The sequence below is a fragment of the Hymenobacter wooponensis genome (genome assembly GCF_004745865.1).
Taxonomy (GTDB): domain Bacteria; phylum Bacteroidota; class Bacteroidia; order Cytophagales; family Hymenobacteraceae; genus Hymenobacter; species Hymenobacter wooponensis.
This window is the reverse complement of sequence record NZ_SRKZ01000003.1, coordinates 523,132-550,017: the sequence shown is the minus strand read 5'-3', so window position 1 is coordinate 550,017 and position 26,886 is coordinate 523,132. Positions and strand designations below refer to the sequence as shown.

Annotated in this window: 24 protein-coding genes; 15 read left to right on the top strand and 9 right to left on the bottom strand. The window is 58.7% G+C overall.

The window, feature by feature from the left end:
- Positions 1–39 precede the first annotated feature (39 nt).
- The 3 genes from EU557_RS12645 (at position 40) to EU557_RS12635 (ending at position 3,378) form a co-directional block, all read left to right on the top strand.
- Entirely contained in the window at positions 40–1,818 is a 1,779-nt protein-coding gene (locus tag EU557_RS12645; protein ID WP_135530810.1) for a DUF885 domain-containing protein, read from the top strand.
- A 156-nt stretch (positions 1,819–1,974) separates the two neighbouring features.
- Positions 1,975–2,319, top strand: a complete 345-nt coding sequence (locus EU557_RS12640) for a thioredoxin family protein (RefSeq protein ID WP_135530809.1) — start codon at positions 1,975–1,977, stop codon at positions 2,317–2,319.
- Between the two features lie 288 nt (positions 2,320–2,607).
- Positions 2,608–3,378, top strand: a complete 771-nt coding sequence (locus tag EU557_RS12635) for a YdcF family protein (RefSeq protein WP_135530808.1) — start codon at positions 2,608–2,610, stop codon at positions 3,376–3,378.
- 371 nt (positions 3,379–3,749) lie between these two features.
- Here the strand turns inward: EU557_RS12635 and EU557_RS12630 are convergent, their stop codons facing one another.
- The 3 genes from EU557_RS12630 to EU557_RS12620 form a co-directional block, all read right to left on the bottom strand.
- Positions 3,750–4,493, bottom strand: coding sequence for a ferredoxin reductase (locus EU557_RS12630; RefSeq protein WP_135530807.1), 744 nt, complete (start codon positions 4,491–4,493; stop codon positions 3,750–3,752).
- Entirely contained in the window at positions 4,486–5,130 is a 645-nt protein-coding gene (locus tag EU557_RS12625; protein WP_135530806.1) for a sulfite oxidase-like oxidoreductase, read from the bottom strand. Before EU557_RS12625 ends, EU557_RS12630 begins: the two co-directional genes overlap by 8 nt.
- Before the next feature lie 116 nt (positions 5,131–5,246).
- Positions 5,247–6,029 (bottom strand): SDR family NAD(P)-dependent oxidoreductase, encoded by a 783-nt coding sequence (locus EU557_RS12620; RefSeq protein WP_135530805.1) that lies wholly within the window; start codon positions 6,027–6,029, stop codon positions 5,247–5,249.
- A gap of 186 nt (positions 6,030–6,215) precedes the next feature.
- Here EU557_RS12620 and EU557_RS12615 point away from each other — a divergent pair, with 186 nt between their 5' ends.
- Complete coding sequence (locus tag EU557_RS12615) at positions 6,216–7,262, top strand: LLM class flavin-dependent oxidoreductase (RefSeq protein ID WP_135530804.1); 1,047 nt, start codon at positions 6,216–6,218, stop codon at positions 7,260–7,262.
- Positions 7,263–7,476: 214 nt separating this feature from the next.
- Here the strand turns inward: EU557_RS12615 and EU557_RS12610 are convergent, their stop codons facing one another.
- Together EU557_RS12610 and EU557_RS12605 are read right to left on the bottom strand one after the other, a co-directional pair.
- Positions 7,477–12,147 carry an Ig-like domain-containing protein gene (locus EU557_RS12610; RefSeq protein ID WP_135530803.1) on the bottom strand — a complete coding sequence of 1,557 codons (4,671 nt, stop codon included), beginning with the start codon at positions 12,145–12,147 and terminating at the stop codon, positions 7,477–7,479.
- Between the two features lie 443 nt (positions 12,148–12,590).
- The gene (locus tag EU557_RS12605) at positions 12,591–13,370 is read right to left on the bottom strand and encodes an oxygenase MpaB family protein (RefSeq protein ID WP_135530802.1); all 780 of its coding nucleotides are present in this window, start codon (positions 13,368–13,370) and stop codon (positions 12,591–12,593) included.
- A gap of 145 nt (positions 13,371–13,515) precedes the next feature.
- Between EU557_RS12605 and EU557_RS12600 the strand changes: the two genes are divergently transcribed.
- Positions 13,516–13,920: a ribosomal maturation YjgA family protein gene (locus tag EU557_RS12600; RefSeq protein WP_245326251.1), complete on the top strand. Its 405-nt coding sequence runs from the start codon at positions 13,516–13,518 to the stop codon at positions 13,918–13,920.
- 44 nt (positions 13,921–13,964) lie between these two features.
- On the opposite strand, the gene EU557_RS12595 is transcribed toward EU557_RS12600, so the two are convergent.
- Positions 13,965–15,365 (bottom strand): NAD-dependent succinate-semialdehyde dehydrogenase, encoded by a 1,401-nt coding sequence (locus EU557_RS12595; protein ID WP_135530801.1) that lies wholly within the window; start codon positions 15,363–15,365, stop codon positions 13,965–13,967.
- A gap of 251 nt (positions 15,366–15,616) precedes the next feature.
- Between EU557_RS12595 and EU557_RS12590 the strand changes: the two genes are divergently transcribed.
- The 8 genes from EU557_RS12590 (at position 15,617) to EU557_RS12555 (ending at position 21,836) form a co-directional block, all read left to right on the top strand.
- Complete coding sequence (locus EU557_RS12590) at positions 15,617–16,174, top strand: RNA polymerase sigma factor (protein ID WP_245326250.1); 558 nt, start codon at positions 15,617–15,619, stop codon at positions 16,172–16,174.
- A 2-nt stretch (positions 16,175–16,176) separates the two neighbouring features.
- The gene (locus tag EU557_RS12585) at positions 16,177–17,055 is read left to right on the top strand and encodes an anti-sigma factor (RefSeq protein WP_135530799.1); all 879 of its coding nucleotides are present in this window, start codon (positions 16,177–16,179) and stop codon (positions 17,053–17,055) included.
- 129 nt (positions 17,056–17,184) lie between these two features.
- Positions 17,185–17,736, top strand: coding sequence for a heme NO-binding domain-containing protein (locus tag EU557_RS12580; RefSeq protein WP_135530798.1), 552 nt, complete (start codon positions 17,185–17,187; stop codon positions 17,734–17,736).
- Between the two features lie 61 nt (positions 17,737–17,797).
- Entirely contained in the window at positions 17,798–18,136 is a 339-nt protein-coding gene (locus EU557_RS12575; RefSeq protein ID WP_044017893.1) for an arsenosugar biosynthesis-associated peroxidase-like protein, read from the top strand.
- Between the two features lie 356 nt (positions 18,137–18,492).
- Positions 18,493–19,542, top strand: a complete 1,050-nt coding sequence (gene arsS / locus EU557_RS12570) for an arsenosugar biosynthesis radical SAM (seleno)protein ArsS (RefSeq protein ID WP_135530797.1) — start codon at positions 18,493–18,495, stop codon at positions 19,540–19,542.
- Between the two features lie 11 nt (positions 19,543–19,553).
- Complete coding sequence (locus EU557_RS12565) at positions 19,554–20,120, top strand: rhodanese-like domain-containing protein (protein WP_245326249.1); 567 nt, start codon at positions 19,554–19,556, stop codon at positions 20,118–20,120.
- Positions 20,121–20,170: 50 nt separating this feature from the next.
- Positions 20,171–20,824 (top strand): TIGR04282 family arsenosugar biosynthesis glycosyltransferase, encoded by a 654-nt coding sequence (locus EU557_RS12560; protein ID WP_245326248.1) that lies wholly within the window; start codon positions 20,171–20,173, stop codon positions 20,822–20,824.
- A 55-nt stretch (positions 20,825–20,879) separates the two neighbouring features.
- On the top strand, positions 20,880–21,836 hold the full coding sequence (locus EU557_RS12555; protein WP_210116034.1) for a hypothetical protein: 957 nt from the start codon (positions 20,880–20,882) through the stop codon (positions 21,834–21,836).
- Here EU557_RS12555 and EU557_RS12550 read toward each other — a convergent pair.
- The 3 genes from EU557_RS12550 to EU557_RS12540 form a co-directional block, all read right to left on the bottom strand.
- Positions 21,805–23,223 (bottom strand): MptA/MptB family glycosyltransferase, encoded by a 1,419-nt coding sequence (locus EU557_RS12550; RefSeq protein ID WP_135530795.1) that lies wholly within the window; start codon positions 23,221–23,223, stop codon positions 21,805–21,807. The genes EU557_RS12555 and EU557_RS12550 overlap by 32 nt on opposite strands.
- 15 nt (positions 23,224–23,238) lie before the next feature.
- A complete protein-coding gene (locus EU557_RS12545) occupies positions 23,239–24,714 on the bottom strand; it encodes a cellulose synthase family protein (RefSeq protein ID WP_135530794.1) in 1,476 nt (491 codons plus the stop codon).
- Between the two features lie 102 nt (positions 24,715–24,816).
- The gene (locus EU557_RS12540; protein WP_135530793.1) at positions 24,817–25,521 is read right to left on the bottom strand and encodes a glycosyltransferase family 2 protein; all 705 of its coding nucleotides are present in this window, start codon (positions 25,519–25,521) and stop codon (positions 24,817–24,819) included.
- A gap of 180 nt (positions 25,522–25,701) precedes the next feature.
- On the opposite strand from EU557_RS12540, the gene EU557_RS12535 reads away from it, so the two are divergent.
- Together EU557_RS12535 and EU557_RS12530 are read left to right on the top strand one after the other, a co-directional pair.
- Positions 25,702–26,166 carry a peroxiredoxin gene (locus EU557_RS12535; protein WP_135530792.1) on the top strand — a complete coding sequence of 155 codons (465 nt, stop codon included), beginning with the start codon at positions 25,702–25,704 and terminating at the stop codon, positions 26,164–26,166.
- A gap of 99 nt (positions 26,167–26,265) precedes the next feature.
- Positions 26,266–26,823, top strand: a complete 558-nt coding sequence (locus EU557_RS12530) for a hypothetical protein (RefSeq protein ID WP_135530791.1) — start codon at positions 26,266–26,268, stop codon at positions 26,821–26,823.
- Positions 26,824–26,886 lie beyond the last annotated feature (63 nt).

Sequence of the window (26,886 nt, the reverse complement as noted above, 5' to 3'; positions counted from 1 at the left end):
CGCTACCTTGGCGCTTCTATTCCGCTTCTACCATTCTGTATGCAGAAATTCTACCCCTCTCAGCTGCTGCTGGCGGCCGGCTTAAGTGGCCTAGCCGCCTTCAGTGCCTGCAACTCCAATAACAAACCCACCTCCGGTACCCCCGAAACAGTAAACGCTGATTTTGACCGCTATAAGCAGCGATTCATTGACTCGCTGTGGTATTACAACCCCGAGTGGGCCAGCTCCCAGGGCTACCACCGCTACGATTCCTTATTGGTAGTGCCCACGGCGGGCCGCCGGCAAACGGAGGCCGCCGCCATTGCCCGCCGCTGGAAGGAGATGGAAATCTTCAAGCCCGAAGACCTGTCGGTAAATAACCAAACCGACTATCATCTGCTGGAAAATTACCTGCAGTCGGCGCGCTTCTACGCCGATACCCTGCGCGACTGGCAGTGGAACCCCGCCAGCTATAACCTGGGTGGCTCGGTGGCTGAAATACTGAATGGCCGCTACCAGCCCCTCGACCGTCGCCTGCGCTCCATCAGCAACAAAATCAGCCGCGCCGCCGACTACTACGAGGCTGCCAAAGCCAACATTAAACAACCCACCCGCGAGCATACAAACCTTGCCATTCAGCAAAACCAGGGTGGCCTAGAGGTGTTTGGCAAGGCTCTGCAAGATTCCATTGCAAAATCGGGGCTCTCGGCGCAGGAGAAGAAGGACTTCACCGGCCGCATTGCCACCACTCGCCTCGTGATGGAGAACTACGTGCGCTTCCTGCAGCAGGAAGTGCTGCCGGCTGGCAAGTTTCGCTCCTTCCGCCTGGGCAAGCCCCTCTTCGACCGGAAGTTTGCGCTCGATATTCAGTCGAGCTACTCGGCCGAGCAGGTGTACCAGAAGGCGCTGCAGCACAAGCAAGAGCTGCTCCACGACATGGGCAAGCGCGCCGCGCGCCTGTGGCCCAAGTACTACCCCGGCCAGCCCCAGCCCACGGACTCGGTGCAGCTGATTAAGCAGGTACTCACCAAACTCTCAGATAAGCACGCCACGCAAGCGGACTTTGTGCAAGCCGTGAAAGACCAGATACCCACACTGGTGAAGTGGGTGAACGACCACAAGCTGCTGACCCAAGACCCCACCAAGCCCCTGGTAGTCCGCGAAACGCCGCTATACATGCGCGGCAGCGGCGCCGGGGCCAGCGTTTCGGCGCCCGGCCCGTATGATAAGGCTGCCGATACCTACTATAATGTGGAGCCCCTAACTGGCCAGCCCGCCGCCCAGGCCGAGAGCTACCTGCGCGAGTACAACCAGTACACCCTCCAGATCCTGAACATTCACGAGGCCATTCCGGGCCACTACACCCAGCTGGTGTACGCCAACCGCAGCCCTTCCCTGGTGAAAGCCATCTTCGGCAACGGGGCCATGATTGAGGGCTGGGCCGTGTACGCCGAGCGCATGATGCTGGAGAGCGGCTACGGCGGCAACACCGACGAAATTTGGCTGGCCTGGGATAAGTGGAACATGCGCGTGACGCTGAACACCATCCTCGACCACGAGGTGCACGTCAATAACATCTCGGAGCAGGCCGCGGTGGCAATGCTGCTGCGCGATGGGTTCCAGGAAGAGGCCGAAGCTCGCAATAAGTGGCGCCGCGCTACCCTCAGCCAGGTGCAGCTCAGCAGCTACTTCACCGGCTACACCGCCATCTATGACCTACGCGAGGAACGTAAGAAGCAGCAAGGAGGCAAGTTCGACCTCAAAGCCTTCAATGAGCAGTTCCTAAGCTACGGTAGCGCCCCCGTGAAATACATCCGGCAGATGATGCTGGCCAAGTAGTGAGGCTCAGGTAGATAGTGAGTAGTTACAGAAATTACGGCCCCGGTAGGAATTATCCGGGGCCGTTTTTGTGTCTGCGGAAGAACTTTTCTTCGTTTCTCCCGAATGTAGGGGGAGCCTCCACATTTCCTGCTTTGCTTGCTCTTTTGCACGCTTATGAAAGTTATTGACACCAACGATACTGGCCTACGCACCCTCATTCACGACTTCCCTCGGGTTATTGCCAAGTTCACCTCAGCCAACTGTGCCATCTGTGAGCTATTGGCCCCGCCATTTGAGAAATTTGCCGGCGACCCTCGCTTTCGCACCACCTTCCTGCGGCTCGACTCTGACGAGAACCCAGTAGCTAAAAAGCTGATGAACGAGCGGATAGCTCCCTTTTTTGTGGCCTACTGTCGCGGCAGAATCATCGAGTGTGATACCCTAAAAACGGAGCAGGAAGTGCTGGCCATGCTGGAGAATCTGCAGTCCTGCACTGATGAAGCCACCCCAACTACCTAAAGCAGAAAGGTAGTTTGTGCGATTCCGCCTCCACAAGGACCTAATTGCGTTCGTAGCCTTCCAGGTTACCCGGGTTTTGCTGTGTAGCTAGCCACACGTAGTGGCCCGGTTAAGTAGCGGTAAAAGATCCTAGTCCGTGAGTGCAAATCTTTTGTAGGCCACTCAGGCTTATGATGTAGGGCCTTTTATGCTTGCCTGCTATGGCCTTAGCTGTTGGGCGGCGCAACAAATTCAGGCTCACTGCGACATTGGCAGGATTGGCACAACGCTTCCTAGTAGCTTTGTGCCATGTTCTTTGTGCTGTCTAAAATCCTGGATTTTTTGTTGTCGCCGATGCTGTGGTTCGTGGGGCTGCTCTTGCTGGCTCTCGTGCTGCGGCGCACAAAGTGGTGCCTCCGGCTGCTGGCCCTTACCACTGTGCTGGCGCTTATTTTCACCAATAGCGCCCTCGTTAATGAGGCGCTGCTGGCCTGGGAAGTGCCACCCAAGCCGCTGTCAGAGCTAGGCCACCGCGATGCAGGCGTGCTGCTGACGGGCATTACCAGCGTCACGAAGTCGCCACACGATAGGGTGTACGTGAACCAAGGCGCCGACCGCCTTCTGCACACCCTATGGCTATACCGGGCCAAGCGGATTCGCAAAATCATTATTTCAGGGGGCTCAGGAGCTATTAACACCAAGGTGGCGCGCTCCGAAGCTGAGGAGCTGCGTATTCTGCTGCGCTTGGCCGGCGTACCCGCCCAGGATATTCTGCTGGAAACTAAGAGCCGTAACACCCACGAAAACGCGCTCAACACCAAGTCCTTGCTCGCCCAACACCCCGAAATCAAGTCGTTGGTGCTGATTACTTCGGCTTTTCACGAGCGCCGGGCCATGGGCTGCTTTCGCCAGGTAGGCCTAGAGCCGGTGGTTTTTCCGGCCTCGTACTACTCCACTGACCGCCGCCCCACGCTCACCTACTGGCTCATCCCCAACGACGACGCCCCGCGCCTGTGGAGTATTCTGGTGCATGAAATGGTAGGCTATGGGGTGTATAAACTATTGGGCTATGTAAAATAAAAAAGCCAGTCAGCGAGACCGGCTTTCAGTACTATTGCTCAGGTATTGGGTTAACTACCCTTGCAAGTCTTCCTCAATCTGTTGGAGGAGCTGCTCATATACGCACGAGGCCTGCAATGGCCAGCCTGGCGTGCCTGCTAATTGCTTAGCCTGGTGCTGCAGGAGTTGGTGCATGTAGCGGTCTAGCTCGAGGGCCCGCCTAATAGGCGAAGGCAGGGTTGGTTTTGTGGGGCACTGTGGCTGCATAGGTGTTGGTAGTATTCAGGACACGAGCTAATACGAATGTAAGTAGGTACATGGTTTTGCGCAGTGGGAAATTATTTTAGGGGGCAGCTGCCGAAGTTTACGGTTGCTACTGCGGGGTAGCGCAGTCAGGAGCCGGAAGGCCCAAAGCGCTCAGTATGAATAGCTGACGCCGGAAGCTGGAGTTGTTCTGCTAAAATATTCGCGGCGCTTTCTACCAGGCCAGTTGGCCCGCAAATGAAGCATTGCGGCGCTGAGGGCAGGAGGCCTAGCGCCTCTTGGAGCATGGCTTCATCAACCCGCCGATGATACCCCGTCCACCCAACGGGAGCCTGCCGGGTATAGGCCAGTTGCAGGTAAAACAACGGATCAGCCTGCGCCATATCCCTCAGTTCCTGCGCATAAATCACTTCCTCCGGAGTCCGGACGCTGTAGAGCAGTGCTGTGGGGTTATGTATGCCACTGCGCTGTCGGTGGCGAAGCATGCACATGAGAGGCACAATGCCCGAGCCGCCCGCCACGAGCAGCAGCGGCCCAGCTTGGGGCGTGGCTTCCCACACAAAGTAGCCGCCAATGGGGCCGCGTACTTCCAGCTGGTCGCCGGGCAGCACGCCCTCAAACAGATAGCCCGATACTTCGCCTTCCTCAATCAGCTCAATAGTGAAGGCTACCTCGCCAGTTTGCTCCGGGGGCGAGGCAATGGAGTAGCTGCGCTGCGCCTGGTAGCCATCGGGGGCAGTGAGGCGAAGGGTGTAGTGCTGGCCCGCCCGGTGGGGCTGCCAGTGGGGCAAGCGTAGCGTAAAGGTTTTTGCGTGGGGCGTTTCGGGCGTTACTTGCACCACAGTGCCCAGTTGCCAATCGAGACTATTCATTGGCTTTGGCAGCCAGGTATTCGTCGTCATCCAGGTAGCGCTGCTCCTTCCATGGGTCACCATACATACTGTAGCCGGCCCGCTCCCAGAAGCCCGGTGCGTCTTCCGAGAGCAGCTCCAGACGCTGAATCCATTTAGCACTTTTCCAGAAGTAGAGGTGGGGCACTACCAGGCGGGCGGGGCCGCCGTGCTCTGGAGCCAGCGGTTTACCATCGTACAGCAGCCCAATGAAGGCTTTGCCGCCGCGCAGGTCGGCTAGCGGGAGGTTGGTGGTGTAGCCGCCGTAGCAGTGGGCCATTACGTAGCGGGCCTCGGTGGTGGGCTGGGCGGCATCCAGCAGCGTATCGAGGCTCACGCCCTGCCACCCCGTACCGAACTTCGACCACTGCGTTACGCAATGAATATCCACCGTGAAGTCTTGCTGGGGGAGGTTATTGAACTCCTGCCAGCTCCACTGCTGGGGAGTTTGCACCAGGCCATCGAGCCCGAACGACCACTGCGCGGGGTTGATCTGGGGGGTGGGGCCGGCGCTCAGCACCGGGAAATCCTTGGTTTCGTACTGGCCCGGCGGCAGTACGTGGCCAGTAGGGGCGGGCCGCTTGCGCTGGAAACCGCGGTTAAAGAAAGAGTTCTGCATGGAAAGGAAGAGTGAGGAGAGCGTGCAAGCCGAAGAGCGAGAGAATGCCGGGGTAGGTAATGCCTTCACCTGCCTCGCGCTACTCGGCCCGACAATATACATGACAGTACGCTGTTCTAGGCCTGCTGCTGAGTGAGCCAGGCGTCAAACTCCGTGGCCACAATGCGCTGGCCCGTGATGCCGTTGCTGGCTTCGGAGGCCAAAAACACAATGGGGCGGGCCATAATAGAGGGGCTGAGCAGGGAAAAGTGGCTGGGCAATGCCGCGCGCTGCTCCTCGGGTATCATGCCGGTTTCGGTGGCGCCCCCGGGCAGCAGCATGTTCACGTTGATGTTATGCTCGCGCAGGTCTTCGGCCATAATCAGGGAAAGCGACTCAGCCCCGGCGCGGGATGGGCCGTAGGGAATGAAGCCCTGGCGCTTCATGGTCTCGTGATTCATGGAGATGTTCACGATTTTGCCGTGCCCCTGCGCCACCAGCAGGGGCGCAAAGGCCTTGGCCACCAAAAAATACCCCGTCAGGTTGGTGTCGATAAGGTCGCGGAAGCCAGCGGCACTGACCTTGTAAAAGGGCTGGGGAGCCGTCATAAACTCGGGGTTGACGGTGCGCATCCCAATGCCGGCGTTGTTTACCAGCAGGTCTAGGCCACCCCAGTTGGCCTGCACCCACTGCAAGGCCTCGGCAATGGAGTTTTCGTCGCGTACATCCATGGTAAGGGCTTGCACCCGGTCAGCCGGGTGGCCTAGGCGAGCAAGCGCGTCGTTGAGCGTGGCCGAGCTGCGGCCCGTGATGAGCACCGCGGCGCCAGCATCGGCCAAGGCTTGGGCCATGGCGAAACCCAAGCCGCTGGAGCCGCCGGTAATTAGGGCTTTCGTGCCGGATAGAAAGTCGGTTGGCAAAGCGTAGTAGTTGGAAGGAGTGGGGCAACTACCCGCTGCCAGTCTGTGGGTAGCGGGCCCGACATAAACCTTTCAGAGTAGGCACTGGTTTACCAACATCTGCTTCTGCATGACCTGCCGGACAATAACTGCTTGCCAGTGACCAGGCCTAGGGGAGCGGCTTTCTATCTTTTGAAGCTTACGAACATGACCACTCCGTCACTCGCTAATATTCCCTTCTCCGTACTGGATCTGGCCCCCATTCTGGCCGGCCACACCCCCGCCGATACGTTTCACAATAGCCTGGAGCTGGCCCGCCGGGTAGAGGAATGGGGCTTCCAGCGGTTCTGGCTGGCTGAGCACCACAACATGGCCAGCATTGCCAGCTCGGCTACGTCTATCCTGATCGGGCACATTGCCGGTGGTACCAACCGCATTCGGGTGGGCTCGGGCGGTATTATGCTGCCCAATCACGCCCCGCTGGTTATTGCCGAGCAGTTCGGGACTCTGGCCACGCTCTACCCCGGCCGCATCGACCTGGGCCTGGGCCGCGCCCCCGGCACCGACCAGGTAACGGCCATGGCCCTGCGCCGCGACGCCCGCGGGTCGGCCAACGACTTTCCCGAAAACGTGCAGGAGCTGCAGCTCTACCTCTCCGCCGAAAACCGCACTGGTCGCGTGCGGGCCGTGCCCGCCGAGGGGCTGGATATTCCCATCTGGCTGCTGGGCTCCAGCACCTACAGCGCCCAACTGGCTGGTATGCTAGGCCTGCCGTTTGCCTTCGCCAGCCACTTTGCGCCCACTTACCTGCACGAAGCCCTGCGCCTGTACCGGAGCAGCTTCCGCCCATCTGAGCACCTGACGGAGCCGTACGCCATGGCCTGCGTAAACGTAATAGCTGCCGATACCGACGCGGAGGCGGAGCGCTTAGCCACCTCGTTTTACACCTTCGCGCTGGGCATTATCCGCGGTACTTCCGCACCTCTGCAGCCGCCCGTAGATACCATGAACGGCCGTTGGAGCGACATGGAAGAAGCCGCTGTGCGTCAGATGATGACCTACGTATTCATCGGTGGCCCCGAGAAAATAGCTCGTCAGCTCGAAGAATTCGTGGCGAAAACCCAGGTAAAAGAGCTGATGGTTGTATCGCACATCTACGAGCCCGCCGCCCGCTTGCGCTCCTACGAGATTCTGGCTGAGCTAAAAGGTAAACAGCAGCAAACGCCGGAGCTGGTAAGCGGCGAAGTGGCCTAGCGGCTCGTGTAGTGTAACAAAGGCTTTTCCTGGCACGTCATCCTTCGTGCTGCGCAGGATGACGTGCGGATGTAATCTGGCAACGTCAGCACGCGAGATGTCTCGGTAAGCTCGACATAACCGCCTCTTTACTTTCCTCCATAGCTTATTAACAACAAAAAGCCCCAGTCAATCGGCTGGGGCATTTTGTTGCTAAGACCTCGTAGGTACTGGCCTAGTGGCGGATGGAAAGTCGCTTGGTCTGAACTTCCTTGCTTGTCACCAGGCGCACGAGGTAGATGCCGTCGGCAAACTCGCCGGCGTTCAGGTCGAAGGTCAGGCGCTGGCTGCGGCTGCCTTGTCCGGCACTGACTTGCTTCACCAGGGTACCCTTCAGGTCGTAGATGCTCAGGGTGTAAGCTCCATCCTGGGCCAGCGCAATTTCCAGGCGGGTATGATCCTGGGCAGGGTTGGGGTAGAGCGTAACTTCAGCAGCCTGCAAGTCAGTAGACTGACCAGCCAGGTACGCACTAGACTCAGCCACTGTGCTAACCGATGGGGTGCAGCTGCCCAGCACGGCGCCCTTCTTCAAACGCTCGGCGACATCAGACGCGGAAATCTCAACGGAATTGCCATTGTGGCAAATCATTACTTTGTCGCCCTTCTTGCCAGCGCGGACGTCGATAACCGTGATGGTGACGGAAGCCGCAGCCGTGCAGCCCTCCGCGTTTTTGGCCGTAACCTGCAGCTGGTAGCTGCCGGCAGTTTTAGGGGCAAACACAGTGCTGGCTCCAGCGGTGGCCCCTAGGCCAGTAGCGGGGCTCCAGCTATAAGAAGCGGCGCCCGTGGCTGTAGCCGTCAGGGTCACGCTCTGCGGGCCATAACCCAGGTAAATGGTCTGGGCATTGCCGCCAGTGTATACTGTGGAGGCCGGCTTCACGGCAATAGTCGGAGCGGCTTGGGCGGGCAGGTCGAGCTTGCCGTCGCAGTTGCGGTCTTGGCCGCACACGTCCTTCGCAGCAGGGTTGATGCTGGCATCTTGGTCGTTGCAGTCGCCGCCTTTCAGCACGTAGCCAGCTGGCGTTAAGCAGGCTGTAACGGTTGCTGCCGAGCTGTTGCCAAACCCATCACCATCGGCATCGGCATAGAACACTAGGCCAGGGTGCACGGCGGGATTATGGTCGTCGCAGTCCTCGTTGGCGGGGTATCCGTCGCCATCTTCATCGGCGTAGGCCACCGTAATGTTCACGGGCGCCGAGGTAGTAGCTAGGCCACCGTTGTCAGTAGCTTTTGCCGTGAGGGCGTAGCTGCCCACAGGCACGTTATTCCACTGGAAGCTGTAGGGCGCCGCAGTAGCCGAGCCCAGCAGGGTAGTGCCCTGGTAGAACTCTACCTTAGCAATGCTGCCATCGGCATCAGCGGCCAAAGCCGTAAGCGTAATGCTGGCCGGCGCGGCAAACGTGGTAGCCGACGGTGAGGTCAGGCTGACGGTAGGCGGCGTGTTGGCGGGTGCTGCCGCGCAGGAAGTGCCTACCGTGTAGGTGACTTTGGCATCTGCCGTATTGCGCTCAAACCCATTGGGGCCCACCTGATACGTGAAGTAGAGGCTGAGCACAGAGCCGGCGGCCTGTCCGCGGGCCGTGTAGGTAAAGTCGCCTGCGGAGTTCTTGGTCATGCCGTAGCCGCCCCCGTTGATGTACAGGATAGCTAAGTTGCCGCCCGCCGTGGCGCCTAGTGGGTGGAAGGTAAAGGCCACATCGGTGCCGGTGGTGCTGGCTTTCCAGCTGAAGTCACCATTGGCCGCCGTGCCACAGTAGCCGCCCGTATCACCGCCGGGCGTGGTGCCCGTTACGGTCACGGCTACCGGGGCCGAAGTGGTGGCTAGGCCACTGTTGTCGAAGGCTTTGGCCGTGAGCGAGTAGCTACCTGCTGCTACATTGCTCCACGAGAAGCTGTACGGAGCGGTGGTAGCCGTGCCGAGCAGAGTAGTGCCTTGGTAGAACTCCACCTTGCTGATGGTGCCATCAGCATCGGCGGCGTTGGCCGTGAGGGTAATGGTAGCGGGCGCAGCAAATGTAGCGGAAGCTGTTGGCGAGGTCAGGCTGACGGTTGGGGCGCTGGGCGCTGGAGCATCGCTGCACACGGAGCCAGCGGTATACGTGTGGGGCGTGGCGGACGAGTTTTTCTCACCGCCGCCGGCTCCTACCTGATAGGTGAAGTAGAAGTTCAGGGCCTGACCAGCCGTTTGGTTAGGAAGCGAGAAGGTGAAGTCACCCACCGAGTTTTTCGTCATGCCATAGCCGGGGCCATTCACGTAAATGATAGCCAGGTTGCCGCCCGCCGTGGCACCCAGAGGGTGAAACACGAAGTTGACGTTATTACCCACCGTAGTGGCCGCGTAGCTATAGTCGCCGCTGGCAGCGGTGGCGCAGTACGTAACCGGGGGCAGCGTAACCGGTGCCGAGTTGTAGTAAATGTTGTCGAAGTAGAAGTCGGCCTGGGGGCCAGCGGCATCACCCGCAAACATAAAGGCTTGCTCTAGGGCTGTCCAGTCGAGGTTGCCGAAGGCTTTGAGCGGAATGATAACCTCATGCCACTGCCCATCTCGCACTAGCCCGTACTGCGTGGCACCAGGCGCGAAATCAACCCAGCCCTCAGTGCCGCTCTTCACGCCTATTTTAAACTGCCCGGCATAGGTGGTTTTGAAGTGGAATTTCAACGAGCCGTTCGAGAAAGCCGCCAGGTTCTTAACGCTGTTGGCCACGCCCATTCCAAACCAGTTGCCGGCACCGGCGCGCAGGGCCAGTACATCGGAGCCTTCGTAGGGCGTGGGAGAAGGAATGTTGCTGAGGTTGTTCCAGATGTACAGATCAGCATCCTGCCCAAACACCAGCTTCTCCGTTACTTGGGCGTTTTCGGTGTATACCCCAAAGTTCGGGCCCGCAATAACGTTGCTCTTCACCGTAATGGTAACTGGCGCTGAGGTAGTCACGAGCTTGCCATTGTCCGTCACCTTGGCCGTAAGCGTGTAAGTGCCAGCCGTTACTCCGCTCCAGCTGTAGGTGTACGGGCTGCTGTAGTCGGTGCCCAGCAGGGTCTGACCGTTGTAGAATTCTACTTTATACACCGAGCCATCGGCATCGGCGGCATTGGCCGCAATTGTGATGGTAGCCGGCGTAGTAAAGCTGGTGCTGGCCGTGGGGGCGGTTATTGCCACCGTAGGCGCCGTGTTGTTAGGTGCAGCTACAAATACCGTAATCGGCGCTGAGGTGGTTACTACCCCTTCGTTGTCGGTGGCTTTGGCGGTGAGGGTGTAGGTGCCGGGCGCTACACTACTCCAGGTGGCGCTGTAGGGCGCCGTGGTAGAAGTGCCCAGCAGCGTGGAGCCGCTGTAAAACTCCACCTTTGTAACCGAGCCGTTGGCGTCGGAGGCGTTGGCCGTCAGGGTAATGTTGGCGGGTGTAGTGATCAGCGCCTCATTAGTAGGCGAGGTTAGGCTGACGGTGGGAGCGGGGTTGGTAGCCACGCCGCCGCTGTAGTAGATGTTGTCGAAGTAGAAATCGGCGGCGCTACCGGGGGCGTCGCCGGCAAACATGAACGTGGCCGTTACCGAACCTAAGTCGCCGTTGTTGAAGGCCGACATCGGAATTACTACTTCGTGCCACTGCCCGTCGCGCACCAAGCCAAAGCGCGAGGTGCCAGCCGGGAAATCAACCCAGCTTTCGCCCGCGCCCGACTTAATCCCGAACTTAAACTGCCCAGTATAGGAGGTCTTGAACTGGAGCTTCAACGAGCCCTTATCGAAGGCCACCAGGTTTTTTACCTGATTATCGACGCCCATGCCAAACCAGGCGCCAGGGTTGGCGCGCAGGGCCAACACTTCCTGCCCTTCAAAAGGAGTTGGGGTAGGGGAGGTGATGTTGGCGAGGTTGTTCCAGATGTAGAGGTTGGCATCTTGCCCGTAGGCCAGGCGCTGGGTAATAGCGGGGTTCTCGGTGTAGATGCCGAACTCGCCCGCAATGCCGTTGTTGGTGCCCAGGTACAGCTCGTCGCCGGGGCTCTGGTAGAGCCGGATGTAGTCTACCTGCATTTGGCCCGGCAAGGGTGCCGTAATGCCATCGGCGCCGTAAATGCCGGTGTACTGGCCTCCTACGGCCAGGTTCAGCAGAATGTACTGCGCCTTGTGAAACTCCTCCAGGTCGGCAGCTGCGCCCTTGGAGATGTCGATAGCATAGTATTCGTGGTCGTCGATGAACATGCGGATGAGCTGGCTGTCCCAGGTCATGCGGTACACATGGTAATCGTTGGTGAGGTCGGTGGGGCTGTCGTAGTACCGGTCGTAAGAGGCATGTTGCCCAGCGTTTTGCCAGTGGGTAGCCCCGCCTACGCGCCGGTTTATTACGCCATCTTTAATGGCGGCCGCCGAGCCCATTTCCATAATATCGGTTTCTCCGCTGGCGGGCCAGGTGCCGCTGGCACCTAGCAGCCAGAACGCCGGCCACAGGCCGTTCTGTAGGTTCGGCACCTTAATGCGGGCCTCCAAAGTGCCGTACTTAAACTGTACGCGGCCCAGCGTTTTCATGCGGGCCGAGGTGAACTGCCGGCCCTGGTACGCCTCCCGCCGGGCTTCAATTACGAGGTGGCCGTTCTCCACGCGGGCGTTTTCGGGGCGGTTGGTGTAGGTCTCCAGCTCACTGTTGCCCCAGCCGCATACGCCCTGGGCGCAGCCGTCACCAACGTCAAACGTCCAGGTGTTGGGGTTGATGCTGGTTGTGTTGAAGTTCTCTTCCCAAACTAGTTGCTGCTGGGCCTGCGCCGAGAAGTGCGTAACTGCTAGAAGGCCGCCCAGCAGCGCTAGGCCACTCAACCGAACTCGTTGGACATACCTGTAGAAGGTTCTTTTCATAAGGGTGGGGTTAGAAAGGGAAAATGGATCGGAATGCGGAGCAGAAGCCGGTAAATGAGGAGGTTAGCCCGGATATGTAAGTGCGCTTAGGCTTAGACTGGCCTAGCAGAAAGTAGCAGCGGGAGATGAAAGGGTATTCAGAAATCCTACCCTGCCCAGGATAAATAGGCCTTGAATAGTGCTAATGTATCCTTAATAATTACCTAAATGCAAGCCGTGAAACTGGCTAAATATCCTAGCAGTAAGCATATAGTCCTTCTATAATACACTTAAGACACACGCAATAAATCGGTACATACACACCAGTAAGAGCCCGCTGAGATGCAAAAGAATTGGAGGCTTGCGCTTAAAAAACAAAGAGCTCCGGCCCTGTTCCCGCAATATTTTTTGCGAAGACAGGGCCGGAGCTCTCCCGGCCGACGGGGCTGTAACTGAACAGAAGCCTAGGCCGCTAAACGCACACCCGGCTCACCATCAAGGGCTAGGATCTGAGCCTTGTAGGCTGTAGGCAGCAGCGACGCTCTGAGCCAGCGGCTGAACGCCAAGTGCTGCAGGCGCCGGTACACGGGCAGTACCGGCCGCAGCCAGGAGCGCTGGCCTAGCTGCAACAACTGCCGCACCTGGGCTGGCGCCACTAGCCGCTGCGCTTCCAAAAGTAACCGGTAGCGTACCGGCCCCAGGTGGCGGCGGTACTGCGTATATAAATCGGCGGTGAAGTTGCTGTGAGCCAGGTGCTCATTGAGATGCTGCTCGCGGGCCACCTGCCACTCCGCAAAACTATTGGGCAACCCACTGATGCCCATGCGCTGGCCTACCCGGCAGAATACATCGAACACCTCGGCTTTCTCGGCCTCCGTCATGCGGCGCTCTAGCACCTCAAATGCCTGAATAGAATAGGAGATGAGCATGTAGAGTACATCGCGGTAAGCCCAGTCCGGAATGGCCATGCCCCTCTTGGCCTCCACAGCCCCGTGAATGGCCGCAATAGTGTCAATGGCCCGCTCGGCACCCGCCCGCTCGGCAAATACAATCTGACGGGCGTACTCCACCGTAGAAAACAGGCGCGCCAGCGGATCAGCGGGCAGGCGGCCCGTGAAGTACAGCCAGTCTACGGCCTTGTTCAACGCAAACTCTGCCGCCGACCCCGCAAAAATAAACAGCACCACATCCGCCTTGCTCCAGATAGAGCGAACAACCGAACCTTGCGCAACGAAATATTCCATAGTAGTGATAACCCTAAAAGGAGTGGCCTAGATCCTCACAGATTCAGCTTTTCTGTAAGTTTGACTTTGGTAAAAAGAACTTTGAATTGCAAAGCAAATGATAAATTTGCGAACCATCACATATTGCCCTGTACCAGCGAGCTAAGTGAAGAATATTCGTCTGACGTATTTGTTGCTGAGCATCAGCACCATGCTCCTAGGCCTCTGCTCCCGCCATTACGGGGCCTGGCTGCCTGGTTGGGTGGCTGTATACGCCGGTGATACCCTCTGGGCCCTGCTGGTGTACTGGCTTCTAGGGCTGGGGTGGCCTAGCTGCCCGGCCAAGTGGCGGGCAGTGGTAGCCATCAGCTTCTCCTTCTTTATTGAGGTCAGTCAGTTGTATCACCCGGCTTGGCTGGAGGCTGCGCGTAATACCACCCTAGGGAGCTTAGTGCTAGGCCACGGCTTTCTGTGGAGCGACTTGGTGTGCTACACCGTTGGCGTGTTACTTGGCTATGTGGCAGACCAAGGGCTGGCAACAAAACAACTAAAGCCGATAACGCAGCGCTAGGCGCCACATTATCGGCTTTAACGTAAGGCTTTTATACCCGTGAGTTATTCTACTTTCTTCTTGGCTTCGGGCTTGGTTTCTTTGGCCACCCATACCGATTTCTGATTGACGAACTCCCGAATGCCTAGGTGGGAAAGCTCGCGCCCATAGCCCGACTTCTTCACGCCGCCGAAGGGCATTTCCGGCGCCGATTTTACTAGGCTGTTCACAAAAACTGCCCCGGCCTCTATGCGCCGTGCCAGCTCTTCACCGCGCTTGCCGTCTTTGGTCCAGATGGAGGCACCCAGGCCAAACCGTGAGTCGTTGGCTAGCCGGATGGCGTCGTCGGCGTTCTTGGCTTCCAGTATAATAGCCACCGGGCCGAAGAACTCCTCTTCGTAGGCCCGCTGTCCGGGTTTCACCTGGCTCAGCATCATTGGCCGGAAGAGGGCGGTGCCGGGCTTACTCTGACCCCCGAACAGCTCCACTTTAGCGCCCTGCTTCACAGAGTCTTCCACTTGCTGGGTAAGCTCATCGGCGAGGTCGGGGCGGGCAAGGGGGCCGTATTGGGTGGCCTCATCTAGTGGGTCGCCGGGGCGGAAGGCCAGCAGGTGGGTTTTCATCTTCGAGATGAACTCCTTCAGAATTGGCTTCTCCACAATAAAGCGCTTGGCGGCAATGCAGCTTTGCCCGGAGTTAATCATGCGGGCCTGAGCGGCGGTTTTGGCGGCCAGCTCCAGGTCGGCGTCGGCCAGCACAATGAAGGCATCGGAGCCACCCAGCTCCAGCACGGTCTTCTTGATTTCGCGGCCCGCCGTAGCAGCTACCTGAGCGCCAGCTGGCTCCGAGCCCGTAAGGGTAACGGCCCGCACCCGGTCGTCTTCAATCAGCTTACTCACCAAATCAGAGCCAATCAGCAACGTGCGGAAAGTAGCGGGAGGGAAGCCTGCATCATGGAAAATCTTCTCCAGCGCCAGGGCGCATTGGGGCACGTTAGAGGCATGCTTGAGCAGGCCTACGTTGCCAGCCATAAGGGCTGGGGCCGCAAAGCGCACTACCTGCCAGAACGGAAAGTTCCAGGGCATCACGGCCAGCACAATACCAATGGGCTCGTGGGAGATGAAGCTGTGCTGGGCTTCTGTCTTGATTTCTTCGTCGGCCAGAAACGCCTCGGCGTGGTCGGCGTAGTAGTCGCAGGTGAGGGCGCATTTCTGCACTTCAGCCCGGCCATCTACTATTGGTTTGCCCATTTCTACGGCCATCATGCGAGCCAGCTCATCCTGCCGTTCACGCAGCAGCTCGGCGGCGCGGTGCATGAGTTGGCTGCGGTGGGCAAAGGAAGTGGTGCGCCATTCGGCCGCGGCCCGGTGAGCCTGGCCTACAATACGCTCGGTTTGGGCCCAGCTAAATGCTCGGAAGCGCCGCTCGACGCGACCAGTAAAGGGGTTAAACGACTCAATTGCCATGCGGAATAAACAAGAGGTTGCGGACGAAGCTACGGATGAGCCCGGCAGAGGCTAAACAACTCAAGGGGCGTAGGGGTTAGCACAGGCGCCCGGCTCGCAACTCCACTCCCTTAGTGTGCGTAGCACCTGAGCCGTGCAAGCGCTACCGTATTTTTATGCAGTTGCGCTTGAAATAAAGGCGAATCGTGTACTTTCGTCCTATTCATAGGAGCGGTTTTCCTACGCCGTTCCCTATCCCTTAGTTGCTGCCTGTGTCTGCTACTACACCAGAGTCTGCCGCCCTCGCAACCGAAGAACTGCTCGTGCAACGCCTGCGCGAACGGGACGAGGCGGCCATGACCATCTTCTATGACAAGTACTCGGCCGCCCTCTATGGTGTGATTTTTCGCATCGTGAAGAAAGAGGAGATTGCCGAGGACGTCTTGCAGGAAGCCATGGTCAAAATATGGCATTCCTTCGGTTCCTACGATGCTGATAAAGGCCGTTTATTCACTTGGGTGATGAATGTGTGCCGAAATTTAGCTATCGACAAAATCCGCTCTCGACAGTACCGCGTAGGTAGTCGTACGCAGCCAATCGAAGAAAGTGCAGCGCTGCGCCAGGCCGCGGAACCCACCTTCCGTCCTGAGCACATTGGCCTGCAGGAGATGACCCGCCAGCTGAATCCGGAACAGCAGCAAATCGTCGACCTGCTTTATTTCGGCGGATTTACGCAAAGCGAAGTGGCAGAAGAACTCAGTTTACCGCTGGGCACGGTGAAAACCCGTGCCAGAGCGGCTATCAAGGTCCTTTCCAAATTGATTCGGTAACCGTGAACATTCAGGAATACATCGAATCTGGAATTCTCGAGGAATACGCCTTGGGCGTGTTGAACGAGGCCGAGCGCCCCGAAGTGGAGCGTATGGCGGCCCAGCACCCGGAAATACGCCGGGAGCTGGATGAAATAACCCGCGGTCTGGATTTCTACGCCGAAGCTCATGCCATTACGCCTCCTGCTGGTATGCGGGAGCGGGTGCTGGGCGGCTGGCAGCAGGCAATTCAGCAAACGCCAGTGCAGCCAGTGGCCGCGCCGGTCATGCAAGCGTCGGCACCTGAGCCTGTTGCTCCGATGGCACCGGTTTCTGGTGAAGCAGTAGTGCGGCAAATGCCCCTCGAAAACCCTGGCAGCGGCCGTACGCGGTGGCTGATTGCAGCTTCCGTGGCGCTACTGATGCTGAGTGCCCTGGGCAACTTTCTGCTCTACAACCGGCTTAAGCAAACAGAAGCCAACCTGGAAGTAGCACAAACGGAACAGTCGCGCTATGCAGCTACGCAACAGGCCGCGCTCAATGAACGCGACCAGCAGCTGCGCGTGCTGCGGAACGAGGCTTTCCAACAGGTGGAGCTAAAAGGCACCCCTAAGGCTCCTGATGCCCTGGCTCGCGTGTACTACAACGCAAAAACAAAAGCCGTGTACCTGGATGTGCGCAATCTGCCCGCTCCGCCCGAAGGCAAGCAGTATCAGCTGTGGGCCCTCGACAATGGCAAACCCGTGGATGCCGGCGTGCTGGCCTCTACAACGGCCACCGGCGACAGCATTCAGCAGATGAAGGACATTGCCAGTGCCCAGGCCTTCGCCATGACGGTAGAGCCCCTAGGTGGTAGCGCCAGCCCGACCCTGACGACAATGACGGTGATTGGCAACATGTAGGCCACTCAACGGTTAAGAAGAAGAGCGAGCTGCCCTGGGTGGCTCGCTCTTCTCTTTTTGATGAATCGAGTACTGAAAGGAAGGAGTTAAGCCCACACCCATCCTTCTACTCTTCCCACTTCTGCTTCTGTGCACGGAACTGTCTTTACACTACTAAAACGCTACGTTCAAACCCAGTACGACCACAGCACCTGGGTTCGGCTATTGGAAGTCGCTAACCTTTCCGCCGTCGATTTTGATCATAAGAACGTGTACCCCGATGAGCACATGTATGCGCTCGTAGGCCACGCCGCCGAAATGACGGGGCTATCCGCCGATCAGCTCCACGAGAAATTTGGCGAGTACCTAGTGCCCGACCTCATGTACATGTACCAGCGCTTGGTACAGCCCGAGTGGAAAACGCTGGACATGATTGAGCACACGGAAAACACGATGCACCGGCAGGTGCGCAGTGAGCACCTCGAAAATGCTCCGCCCGTGTTAGAAGTATCCCGCGTTTCACCCACTGAGCTGTACATCGATTATATGTCGAAGCGACGAATGGGGGCCTTGGCCGTAGGGATTGTGCGCGGCCTAGCCACGTATTTCGACGAAGCCGATCAGATTGTGGTGGAGCCTACCACCAGCGAAAACGGCGAGCGAGTACGCATTTGGGTTCGGCAGATACCATCTCAGTGCTGACTACTACTTTACGGTTTCTAATTTCACCTATCTACTGCCATAGCCGGCAACCCACCTTGTCATGGAAAAAAGCACGTATTACAACCCCGCCGACTTGGCCAAATTTGGCAACATCACGGAGTGGCAGCCCGAAATGGGCAATAAATTCTTCGCTTACTACGCGGAAGTATTTAAGGATGGCGCCCTCTCTGAGCGCGAAAAATCCCTGATTGCCTTGGCCGTAGCCCACGCCGTGCAGTGCCCCTATTGCATTGATGCATACACCTCCGACTCTCTGCAGAAAGGGGCCGATGAGGCTCAGATGATGGAAGCTGTGCACGTAGCCGCCGCCATCAAGGGTGGGGCCGCGCTAGTACATGGCGTGCAGATGATGAACAAAGCCAAGGAACTATCCATGTAGATGAGTAGCTAAGCTGAATAGCAGGCCTAGATGCCGCCTGCTATTCAGCTTGCTATGCAAGCTGCGGAAGTTTCTGGCTGGGGTGATGAATTGAGTGGGTTTCGTGTTGTAGGGCAGAACTCTACACTCAGTTGCCCTCCTAATTCAGCTCGCGGAAATCTGCCAGCGTGTTTTTTTAGTAGATACGACTGAATAGGGCAGTGAGCAACGGCTGTTTCAGCAGAACGCTGGTGGGCTCGCGCAAGGGCTTTGTGAAGTGCTCAGGGTTGCTGAGGTCTTCCAAAAATACTCTCTATCCACCGTGAACTGGCCTAGCGGTCAGGGTAGTTAACCTAATCAGCGTAAATCAGCGATTTATGAAATCACTTCATGCACGGCAGGCACCGTTGGCCGATACCGGCTACCAGCTTGCTGTTTTGTCTCAGGCAGAAGTTGCTGGGGCGCACTTGCCTGCTTTTGCGCACAAATTGCGGGAAAGTGGGCTCTTGCCCCTCCGGCCGAGTGGCCTAGCCGTGATGCAGATCAACGTGGGCAAGATGTGCAATCAAACCTGCCGCCACTGCCACGTTGATGCTGGCCCCGACCGCACTGAAATCATGACCCGCGAAACCATGCAGCTCTGCCTAACTGCACTGGCGCAAACGGATATTTCGGTGGTAGACTTAACTGGAGGGGCGCCTGAGATGAACCCTGATTTTCGGTGGCTGGTGGAGCAGATTTCGGCCCTAGGCAGGGAGACGATTGTGCGGTGCAACCTTACCATCATCGTAGCTAACAAGAAGTACCACGACCTGCCCGAGTTCTTCGCTCAGCACCGCGTGCGGGTGGTATCATCGTTGCCACACTTCTCCGCGGGCCGTACCGATGCGCAACGAGGGGAAGGAGTATTTGAGCGCTCCATCAGGGCCCTGAAAATGCTGAATGAAGTGGGCTACGGCGTAGAAGGCTCGGGGCTGTCGTTGGATCTGGTGTATAACCCTTCCGGAGCCTTTATGCCAGGCAACCAGGCCAGTTTGGAGCGAGAGTTCAAGCAGCGCCTAGGGCGGGAATATGGTATTGTGTTCAATAGCCTGCTCACCATCACCAATTTGCCGGTGAGTAGGTTTATGGAGTACTTGCTGGAAACCGGCAACTACGAGAGCTACATGGAAAAGCTTATTGCGGCCTACAACCCCGTGGCGGCAGCTAACGTCATGTGCCGCAGTACGCTCAGCATTGGCTGGGACGGGCAGCTCTACGATTGCGACTTCAACCAGCAGCTGGATTTGCCGGTGGCAGCTACCGCGCCCCAACACATCCGCGACTTTAACGAAGCCGCCCTCAACGACCGGAGCATTGTCATTAACCAACATTGCTACGGCTGCACGGCGGGGGCCGGCTCCAGCTGCGGCGGCGCCACTACCTAGGCCACTTGCGCGTGCTACAAGCAAGAAGTATAAGTTGGAGCTGGCGCCGTGGGGTGCTGGGCTGGCTACTGCTGTGGCTGGTGGCCTGCACCAGTGCCTGCAGTCAGTCGCCGCAAACTCCCGACAGTCATTCTATGACGGCCTACGACCGTATGTTGAGTCTGCTGTATAAGCAGACGGTACCAACCATTCAGCCAGCGCAGTTGGCCGAAGCACTGCGCCAAAACCCTAACGGGGTAGTGCTGCTGGATACGCGCAGCCCCGAGGAATACCAGGTGAGCCATTTGCGCGGGGCCCGGTTCGTGAACTATGACGCCTTTCAAACGGCTACTTTCCAGGATGTGCCGCGCAACCTGCCCGTTGTAGTGTATTGTACCGTGGGGGCTCGCAGTGAGCAAGTGGGGGCCCGCCTGCGTAGCTTGGGCTTCCAACATGTGAGCAACCTCTACGGCGGTATTTTTCAGTGGGTAAATGAAGGGCACGCCGTGTACAATCAAGCTGGCGCCACGGATAAAGTGCATCCTTACTCAGCACTGTGGCGGCCGTGGCTGAAGCGGGGCGAAGCGGCGTACAAATAGCCCTCCAACTACATAGTAGCGGCGTAGGCCACTACTCCAATTCTTTCGCTTTGATAGCAGACCTCAACAGCGCGCAGCCATCAGTACTCACCTCTCATCAGGAGGATTTAATAGTTTTTGCCCGGTACCCCGAGCTAGGAAGAGTAAAAACTCGGCTGGCCGCTGGTGTAGGCCAGGAGCGGGCCTTGCAAGTATATCGGCAGTTGCTGGCCCACACCCAGGCCGTAGGGGCGGCACTGCCGGCCCGGAAGTGGCTGTGGCTGGCCGAAGCCGGCCCAGGCGCCGACCAGTCTGACCCGTGGGTGGGTTACCACCAACTGCCCCAGCCTGCCGGCGACCTAGGCCACCGAATGCAGTCGGCTTTTGCGCACGCCTTCGCCGAAGGAGCAGTAGCTGTGGTTATTATCGGCACCGATTGCCCTGGCCTCAGGACCGACCATCTGCACGAAGCCTACGCCGCTTTACGCACCCACGACCTGGTGCTGGGCCCCGCCACCGATGGCGGCTATTACCTACTAGGCATGAAGCAAGTATGGCCTGAGCTGTTTATGAACAAGCAGTGGAGTACTGACTCCGTTCGGGCCGACACATTGCTCGACGCTGAGCGGCTAGGTCTGCAGGTGCACCTGCTGGAGGAGCTGCGCGATGTAGATACAGCCGACGACCTAGCGGCCTGGCAAACTGACGAAAAAGCGGGTAGCTGAACACTTTCCGGCGCGATACGCGTATGGAAGCCCGTCTGTCATGTCGTATCAGCTCATGTCTCGAGTAAGAAGATTGTCCGTTCGAATGGTGTTCGTGGCCCTGAGTGGCCTCGCGGCGGCGTGCTCTTCTGGCAGTGAAAAAAAGAAAACGACTTCTACCAAAGCAGCCCCTGCCATCACTGATCATGTGCTCACGCGCCGTGGAGGAGCATTCAACCACCAGTGGGCCATGAATACGCTTTGGGAAGATGGCCTGGCAGAGGTTGCCACGTACGCCGCCGAGCGAGTGGTGTACGGCGAGACTCGCACATTCGAGTACACCATTATTACAGTGAAGGAGGAGTTCAACGCGCAATACAACGTCAAGACCGACGACTACCAGCGCAAGGATGTGTTTCCGGTTATGAAGGTCAACGAGTTCTGCGCCATCCCGACGGAAAACTATCCCTATCATTACCTGACTTCGCTGTTCTTCCGTCGCGACCAGCCCACCATGCTGCACAAGATGACTACCTCCTCGCAGGAGTGGTGCGGCAATACCTTCAAAGCCATCACCGACGAAGGCTTGCACTATAACCAAAGCTATAACTCCTACTGGGACAGTCAAGGGGCCGGGCGGCGGCAGCTACGGCGGGAGGCCTTGTTTGAGGATGCCTTACCCTATGTGCTGCGCACGATGCGTTTTGAACGCAAGCCCTCTTTTACGGTGCCCATCTACGAGTTGCAGCAAACCACCCAAGCCAAGGTGCCGGAGCTATATAAGGCGCTGGTGATAACGGAAGATGCCCAGCCCAATGATACCGCCGAGCCGGCTTGGCGCGTGACGGTGTCCTTGCAAGAGCAGAAGCAGAATGTGTACTGGTTTGCCAAGCGCTACCCCAACCTGCTGCTGCGGCAAACTACCTGGGATGGCCGCACATTGTTGCTGAAGCAGGTGCGGCGCTACGCCTACTGGCCCAAGCCCAGCCCACCCACCGACACTACCGCTGCCGGAGGTCGGCCACAGGCCTAGGTCTTGGCCGCCGCATCTCCCACAGGAACAACCCTATTACTACGGCATATTCCAGCCCCACCAACCACAGGTTCTCGGTGTAGGCCAGGGTCTGATAAGCTGCGTAGGAGAGAACAGCCATGCCGGACCACACCAGCGCAAAGCGGTAGTGGCTGAACACGCTCAGCGCCACCAGCGGCGTGATGTACCACGGATGCACGGTGGTAGCCAAGAGATAATATAAGGTGAGCAGCAGCAGTAAAGCGCGCGGCAGCATAGGCCAGTTAGGGTGAGGCTCGCGGGCCGCCAGCAGCAGTCCGCCCACGGCGGTGGTGAGCGCCAGAGCGGGGCCAATGCGAGCAATTTCGTTGTAACCCGTCAGCCACTGGCCTACGGGGCGCAGCAGGTAGTAGAAGCTGGCATTGAACTCGAAGCTGCGGAAGTAGAGGTTCAGGCTTTTGCCAATGTTGCTGAATAGCTCCCACGACAGAAACGGCACGAATACCACCAGCAGCGTAGCGCCCGTAACCACAGAGAATAGCAGCCACCGCCACCAGCCGAGGCGGCGCACCAGCAGCGGCAGCACCAGCAATGGCAGAAACTTGGTGGCCACTGCCAGCCCTAAGGCCACGCCTGCCAACACCACGCGCCCGCGCCAGAGCAGCCCCAGCAGTAGTAGCAGCAGGCAAATCACGAGGGCCTCAAAATGAAGGTTGCCGGTTAGCTCCACTAGTACCAGTGGGTTCAGCAGATAGAGCAACGCCCGCCGTGCATCCTGCCCAAATGCCAAGAGCAGCCGCCCGAGCAGCCACGCCGTGACTAGCTCAGCCGCCAGCAGCACCAGCCGCAGCAGAAAGGCAAACCCCGTGGCACTCGTGGGGAACATCTTAACGGCCGCGACAAATACCGCCTGGCACACCGGTGGGTACACCGAGTAATAGTGGGGCGAGTTGAGCAGCGGATATTCTACCGCCAGCTGGTGCTGCGCTGCCGCGGAAAGCAAATGCTGCGGCGGGTGCTGCACAGGGCTGAGCGTGTCGGCTAGGCCAGTCTTGGCTTGGGTTTGGGCAGGGTGGCCGGGGAGCGTAAACTCATCGGGCCGGAACTGGTAGGGGTTGATGCCGGCCGCAACCAGCAGTCCATCCCAGCGAAAGCGGTGATAGTCATCGGAGAATGGAGGCAGAGCCGGCAGCCACAGCAGGCGCAGAAGCAGGGCGGCCGCCAGACCGGCTTTCAGCGGGAGCCGTGTGTACCAAAGCGCCGCATAGGCCCCGAAGGCTACCGCCATCCAGGTAAGTAGCAGCCAGAAGCTTTGGCGCGGCACAGTGTAAGCCAGGGCCACGTAGGCCACTGCGCTTATCAGCAGGAGCAGCCAATGAACGGGGCGTAGGCCAGTAGACTGAGGCATGGGCTGGTGCACAACTTACCGCCGCGCATTGTGGCGTAGGGAGTAATAGAACACCACCCCGTAGCCCACCGTGAGCATAAAATGGAACGGGAACAGGCCAAAGTCGCGGAAGTAGATACCGGCGGCCAGGCCTGCCAGGAAGTACAGGGCCAATAAGCCCTCCAGCATAGTGAGGCCATCGAGGCCACCGGTGCGGTAGCGGCGGCCCTGCCACGTGCCCTGTCGGCGCACCAGTCCCAGCTTGGGCGTCCGGATGAAGGCCGACTGCCGGCCCAGCAGGCCTAGCGCCACCGCGCGGGCATTGTGCAATGAGAGGCCCATCATCACCGACAAAAACAACAGAAAGCGCAGCAAGAAGCCCGGACCGGTAGGTTTGCGGTCTTGAGAGGCTAGCTGCCAGGAGGTATAGTAATAGTAAGTGAGGGGCACGAAAGCCAGCAGAAACACCGAGGCCATCTGGAAGGCCGGCCGCAGGGCGGGTAGGTCGGCGCGCACGTACACGAGCGGCACGCTTAGCACCGCCATCAGCAGAATGGCCCCGAACACGGAACTGTTGAGCAGGTGAAACGTGGCGTGAATTTTTATCCCAATTGACTCTGAGGAGCGCAACACCCGGCCCAGGTGCTTGCGGGCAGTTTCAGCGGCGCCCTTAGTCCAGCGGAATTGCTGCGACTTCAGGGCATCCATGGCGGCGGGCAGCTCAGCGGGCGCCACCACCCGTGGCAGGTACTTAAAACGCCAGCCGCGCATCTGGGCCCGGTAGCTTAAATCCAGGTCTTCGGTCAGGGTGTCGGCCTGCCAGCCCCCGGCATCCTCAATGCAGGAGCGCCGCCACACGCCGCCGGTACCGTTGAAGTTGATGAAGTAGCCGCCGGCCGTGCGGCCCACCTGCTCCACGTAAAAGTGGGCATTCAAGCCAAAGGCCTGCAGCTCAGTCAGCAGGGAGTATTCTTCGTTGAGGTGGCCCCAGCGGGTTTGTACCACGCCCGTGCGCTCCTCCTGAAAGTGCGGAATGGTGCGCTGCAGGAAGTCGGGCTCCGGGATGAAGTCGGCGTCAAAAATGGCAATGAACTCCCCATCGGTTTGCTCTAGGCCATAGCGTAGGGCACCCGCCTTAAAGCCCTCCCGGGTGGGGCGCCGCACATGGTCGATGCGCAGGCCTTGGGCGCGGTGGTAGGCCACCCGCTCAGCCGCCAGGGCCACCGTTTCGTCGGTGGAATCGTCGAGCACCTGCAGGTGCAGGCGGTGCAAGGGGTACTGGAGGCGGGCGCAGGCATCAATCACACGTTCAACTACATACAGCTCGTTGTAGATGGGTAGCTGAACGGTGACTAGCGGCCACTCCGCAGGTACCGGGGGGAGTGGAGCAGCGGGTTGGCGGTAAGCACGGCGGGCTAACCGGGTAAGCTGAAATTGCGTCAGGCTGAAGCTTAAAATGAACACCAGGCACAGGCCGTAGAGTGCTACCAGCAGAAGTTCCAGACCAAGCATTAAGGGGTGATGAGCAGTGAGGGGTAACGGAGTGCGGGCTACAAAGAACGGGAAGCTGCACCAGCTTTCGTAGGCCTGTCCGCAATCCGCCGCAGGGTGGGCTTAGAGGTACCGGAAAATCGTCCAGAGAATTTTGTAGCCAGCGCCCAGGGTACCTTTCACCGTGCCCGATACTTTCGAGACGCCGATGCGGCGACGGTAGCGCACGGGCACCTCAACGTTGCGCAGCTTCAGGCGCGCCGCCTTTAACTGCATCTCTACCGTCCAGCCGTAGGTGGTATCCTGCATCCCAATCTGCTCCAGGGCCTCGCGCCGAATTGCCCGGAAGGGGCCTAGGTCGGTGAACTGCGCGCCGTAGAACCAGCGGAGCAAGGTAGTGGCCAGCCAGTTTCCGAAGATCTGCTGGGGCAGCATAGAGCCCGACTCCCGCTCGCCCAAGGCTCGGGAGCCAATGACCATGTCGGCCTCGCCGCGCAGAATGGGCGCCACCAGGGCCGTCATGTCGGCGGGATAGTCGGAGTAGTCGCCATCCAGAAACACGATGATGTCGGGCTGCTCGGCGGCGGTGCGGCCGAAGCAGCGAGCCATGCCGGCCAGGCAAGCATGGCCGTAGCCGGGGCGTGGCTCCCGCAGCACGGTGGCCCCGGCAGCCTGGGCTACTTCCCCGGTGCGGTCGGAGGAGTTATTATCTACCACAATTACTTCCCGGACTAGGCCCGCCGGAATTTCAGCCAGCACCTTGGCAATAGACCCCTCCTCGTTGTAGGCCGGAATGATAACGTCGATGAGGGGCGGGGTAGAGGTCATGCAGGGGAAGATGCTACTGAGTAGTAGCAAGTGGGCAAAAGGAGAGCCGTATGGGCAAACAACGGCTACAAAGATGCACAGTTGTGCTCGTTGTGACTTTAGCCTAGCTTGCCTGACCTGAACAATTCTTGCAACAGCACGTTTGCAGGCTAGTTTCTTACGGTTCTTACTCCTGATTCCATGCTCCAGATTGGCGACCTCGCGCCCGATTTCTCTCTGAAAACCACTACTGGCGAAACTTTCCAGCTCAGCGACTACCGCGGGAAGCGCAGCATAGTCCTCTATTTCTATCCCAAGGACGATACGCCAGGTTGCACCGCCGAGGCTTGCTCGTTCCGCGACCAGTACGAGGATTTTCAGGAGTTGGGCGCCGAAGTGGTAGGGGTGAGCTCCGACAGTGAAACCTCCCACCAGAAATTCACGCAAAAGCACCGCCTGCCTTTCCCGCTCCTCGCCGACACGGGCGGCCGCGTGCGCAAGCAGTATGAGGTGCCGCGCGCTTTGCTAGGCCTGCTGCCCGGCCGCGTAACCTTCGTGATTGATGCGGAGGGCCGCATTCAGTATATCTTCAACTCCATGAATCGCGCCACCGACCACGTTTCGGAGGCCAAGCAGGTTCTCACGAAGCTACGCGCCACCACCTAGGCCACGTCGTGCTATAGCTTACTTGGCTAGTACAGTCGAGGTGTATATTTGCCGCCCGGTTCAATGAGAGCCGGGCGGTTTTTTTATAGTTTAAATTACATGGGTGCTTTATTAACTGATATGCTCCAGCGGGCGCAACGCAGCCGGCGAGTAGTGTCCATTCAAAGTAGTGGCGGTACGTTTTTGGGCTACGTGCTCAACCACAACCCCGAGCTAGTGGTGCTGCGCACCATCACGCGCCAGGGCCTGCTTACGGGCGTACGCACGCTAAGCCTTAGCAACGTATCGCAGGTGCATTTTTATGACAAGTATGTGCGCTTGATTGAGTTCAAGGAGCATAACCCCGAGGTGGTGTATGCCCGCCCGGCCGCCCCCGATGGGCTGGATAACCAATATCTCACGGTAGCCTCGGTGCTGCAACGGGCCAGCGAAGTGCGCCAACTGGTGCAGCTGGAAACCCACGCCGACAGCGACCTGTACGGCTACATTGAGCGCATCACGGAAGACGAACTGCTGGTAGAAGTGTACACGCAGTACGGCGAGCCCGATGGCCACACCGTCCTCGACCTCGACAACGTGCGCAGTGTAATCTGGAGCGACGAAGACACGCGCACCATTGAACTGCTAATCAAACAGCGTGGCACGGAAGCCAAGTAGCAGCGCTGTAAGACTGGCCTAGCACTACTGCCAGCGGAACGACCCGACATCTTTTGCGTATGC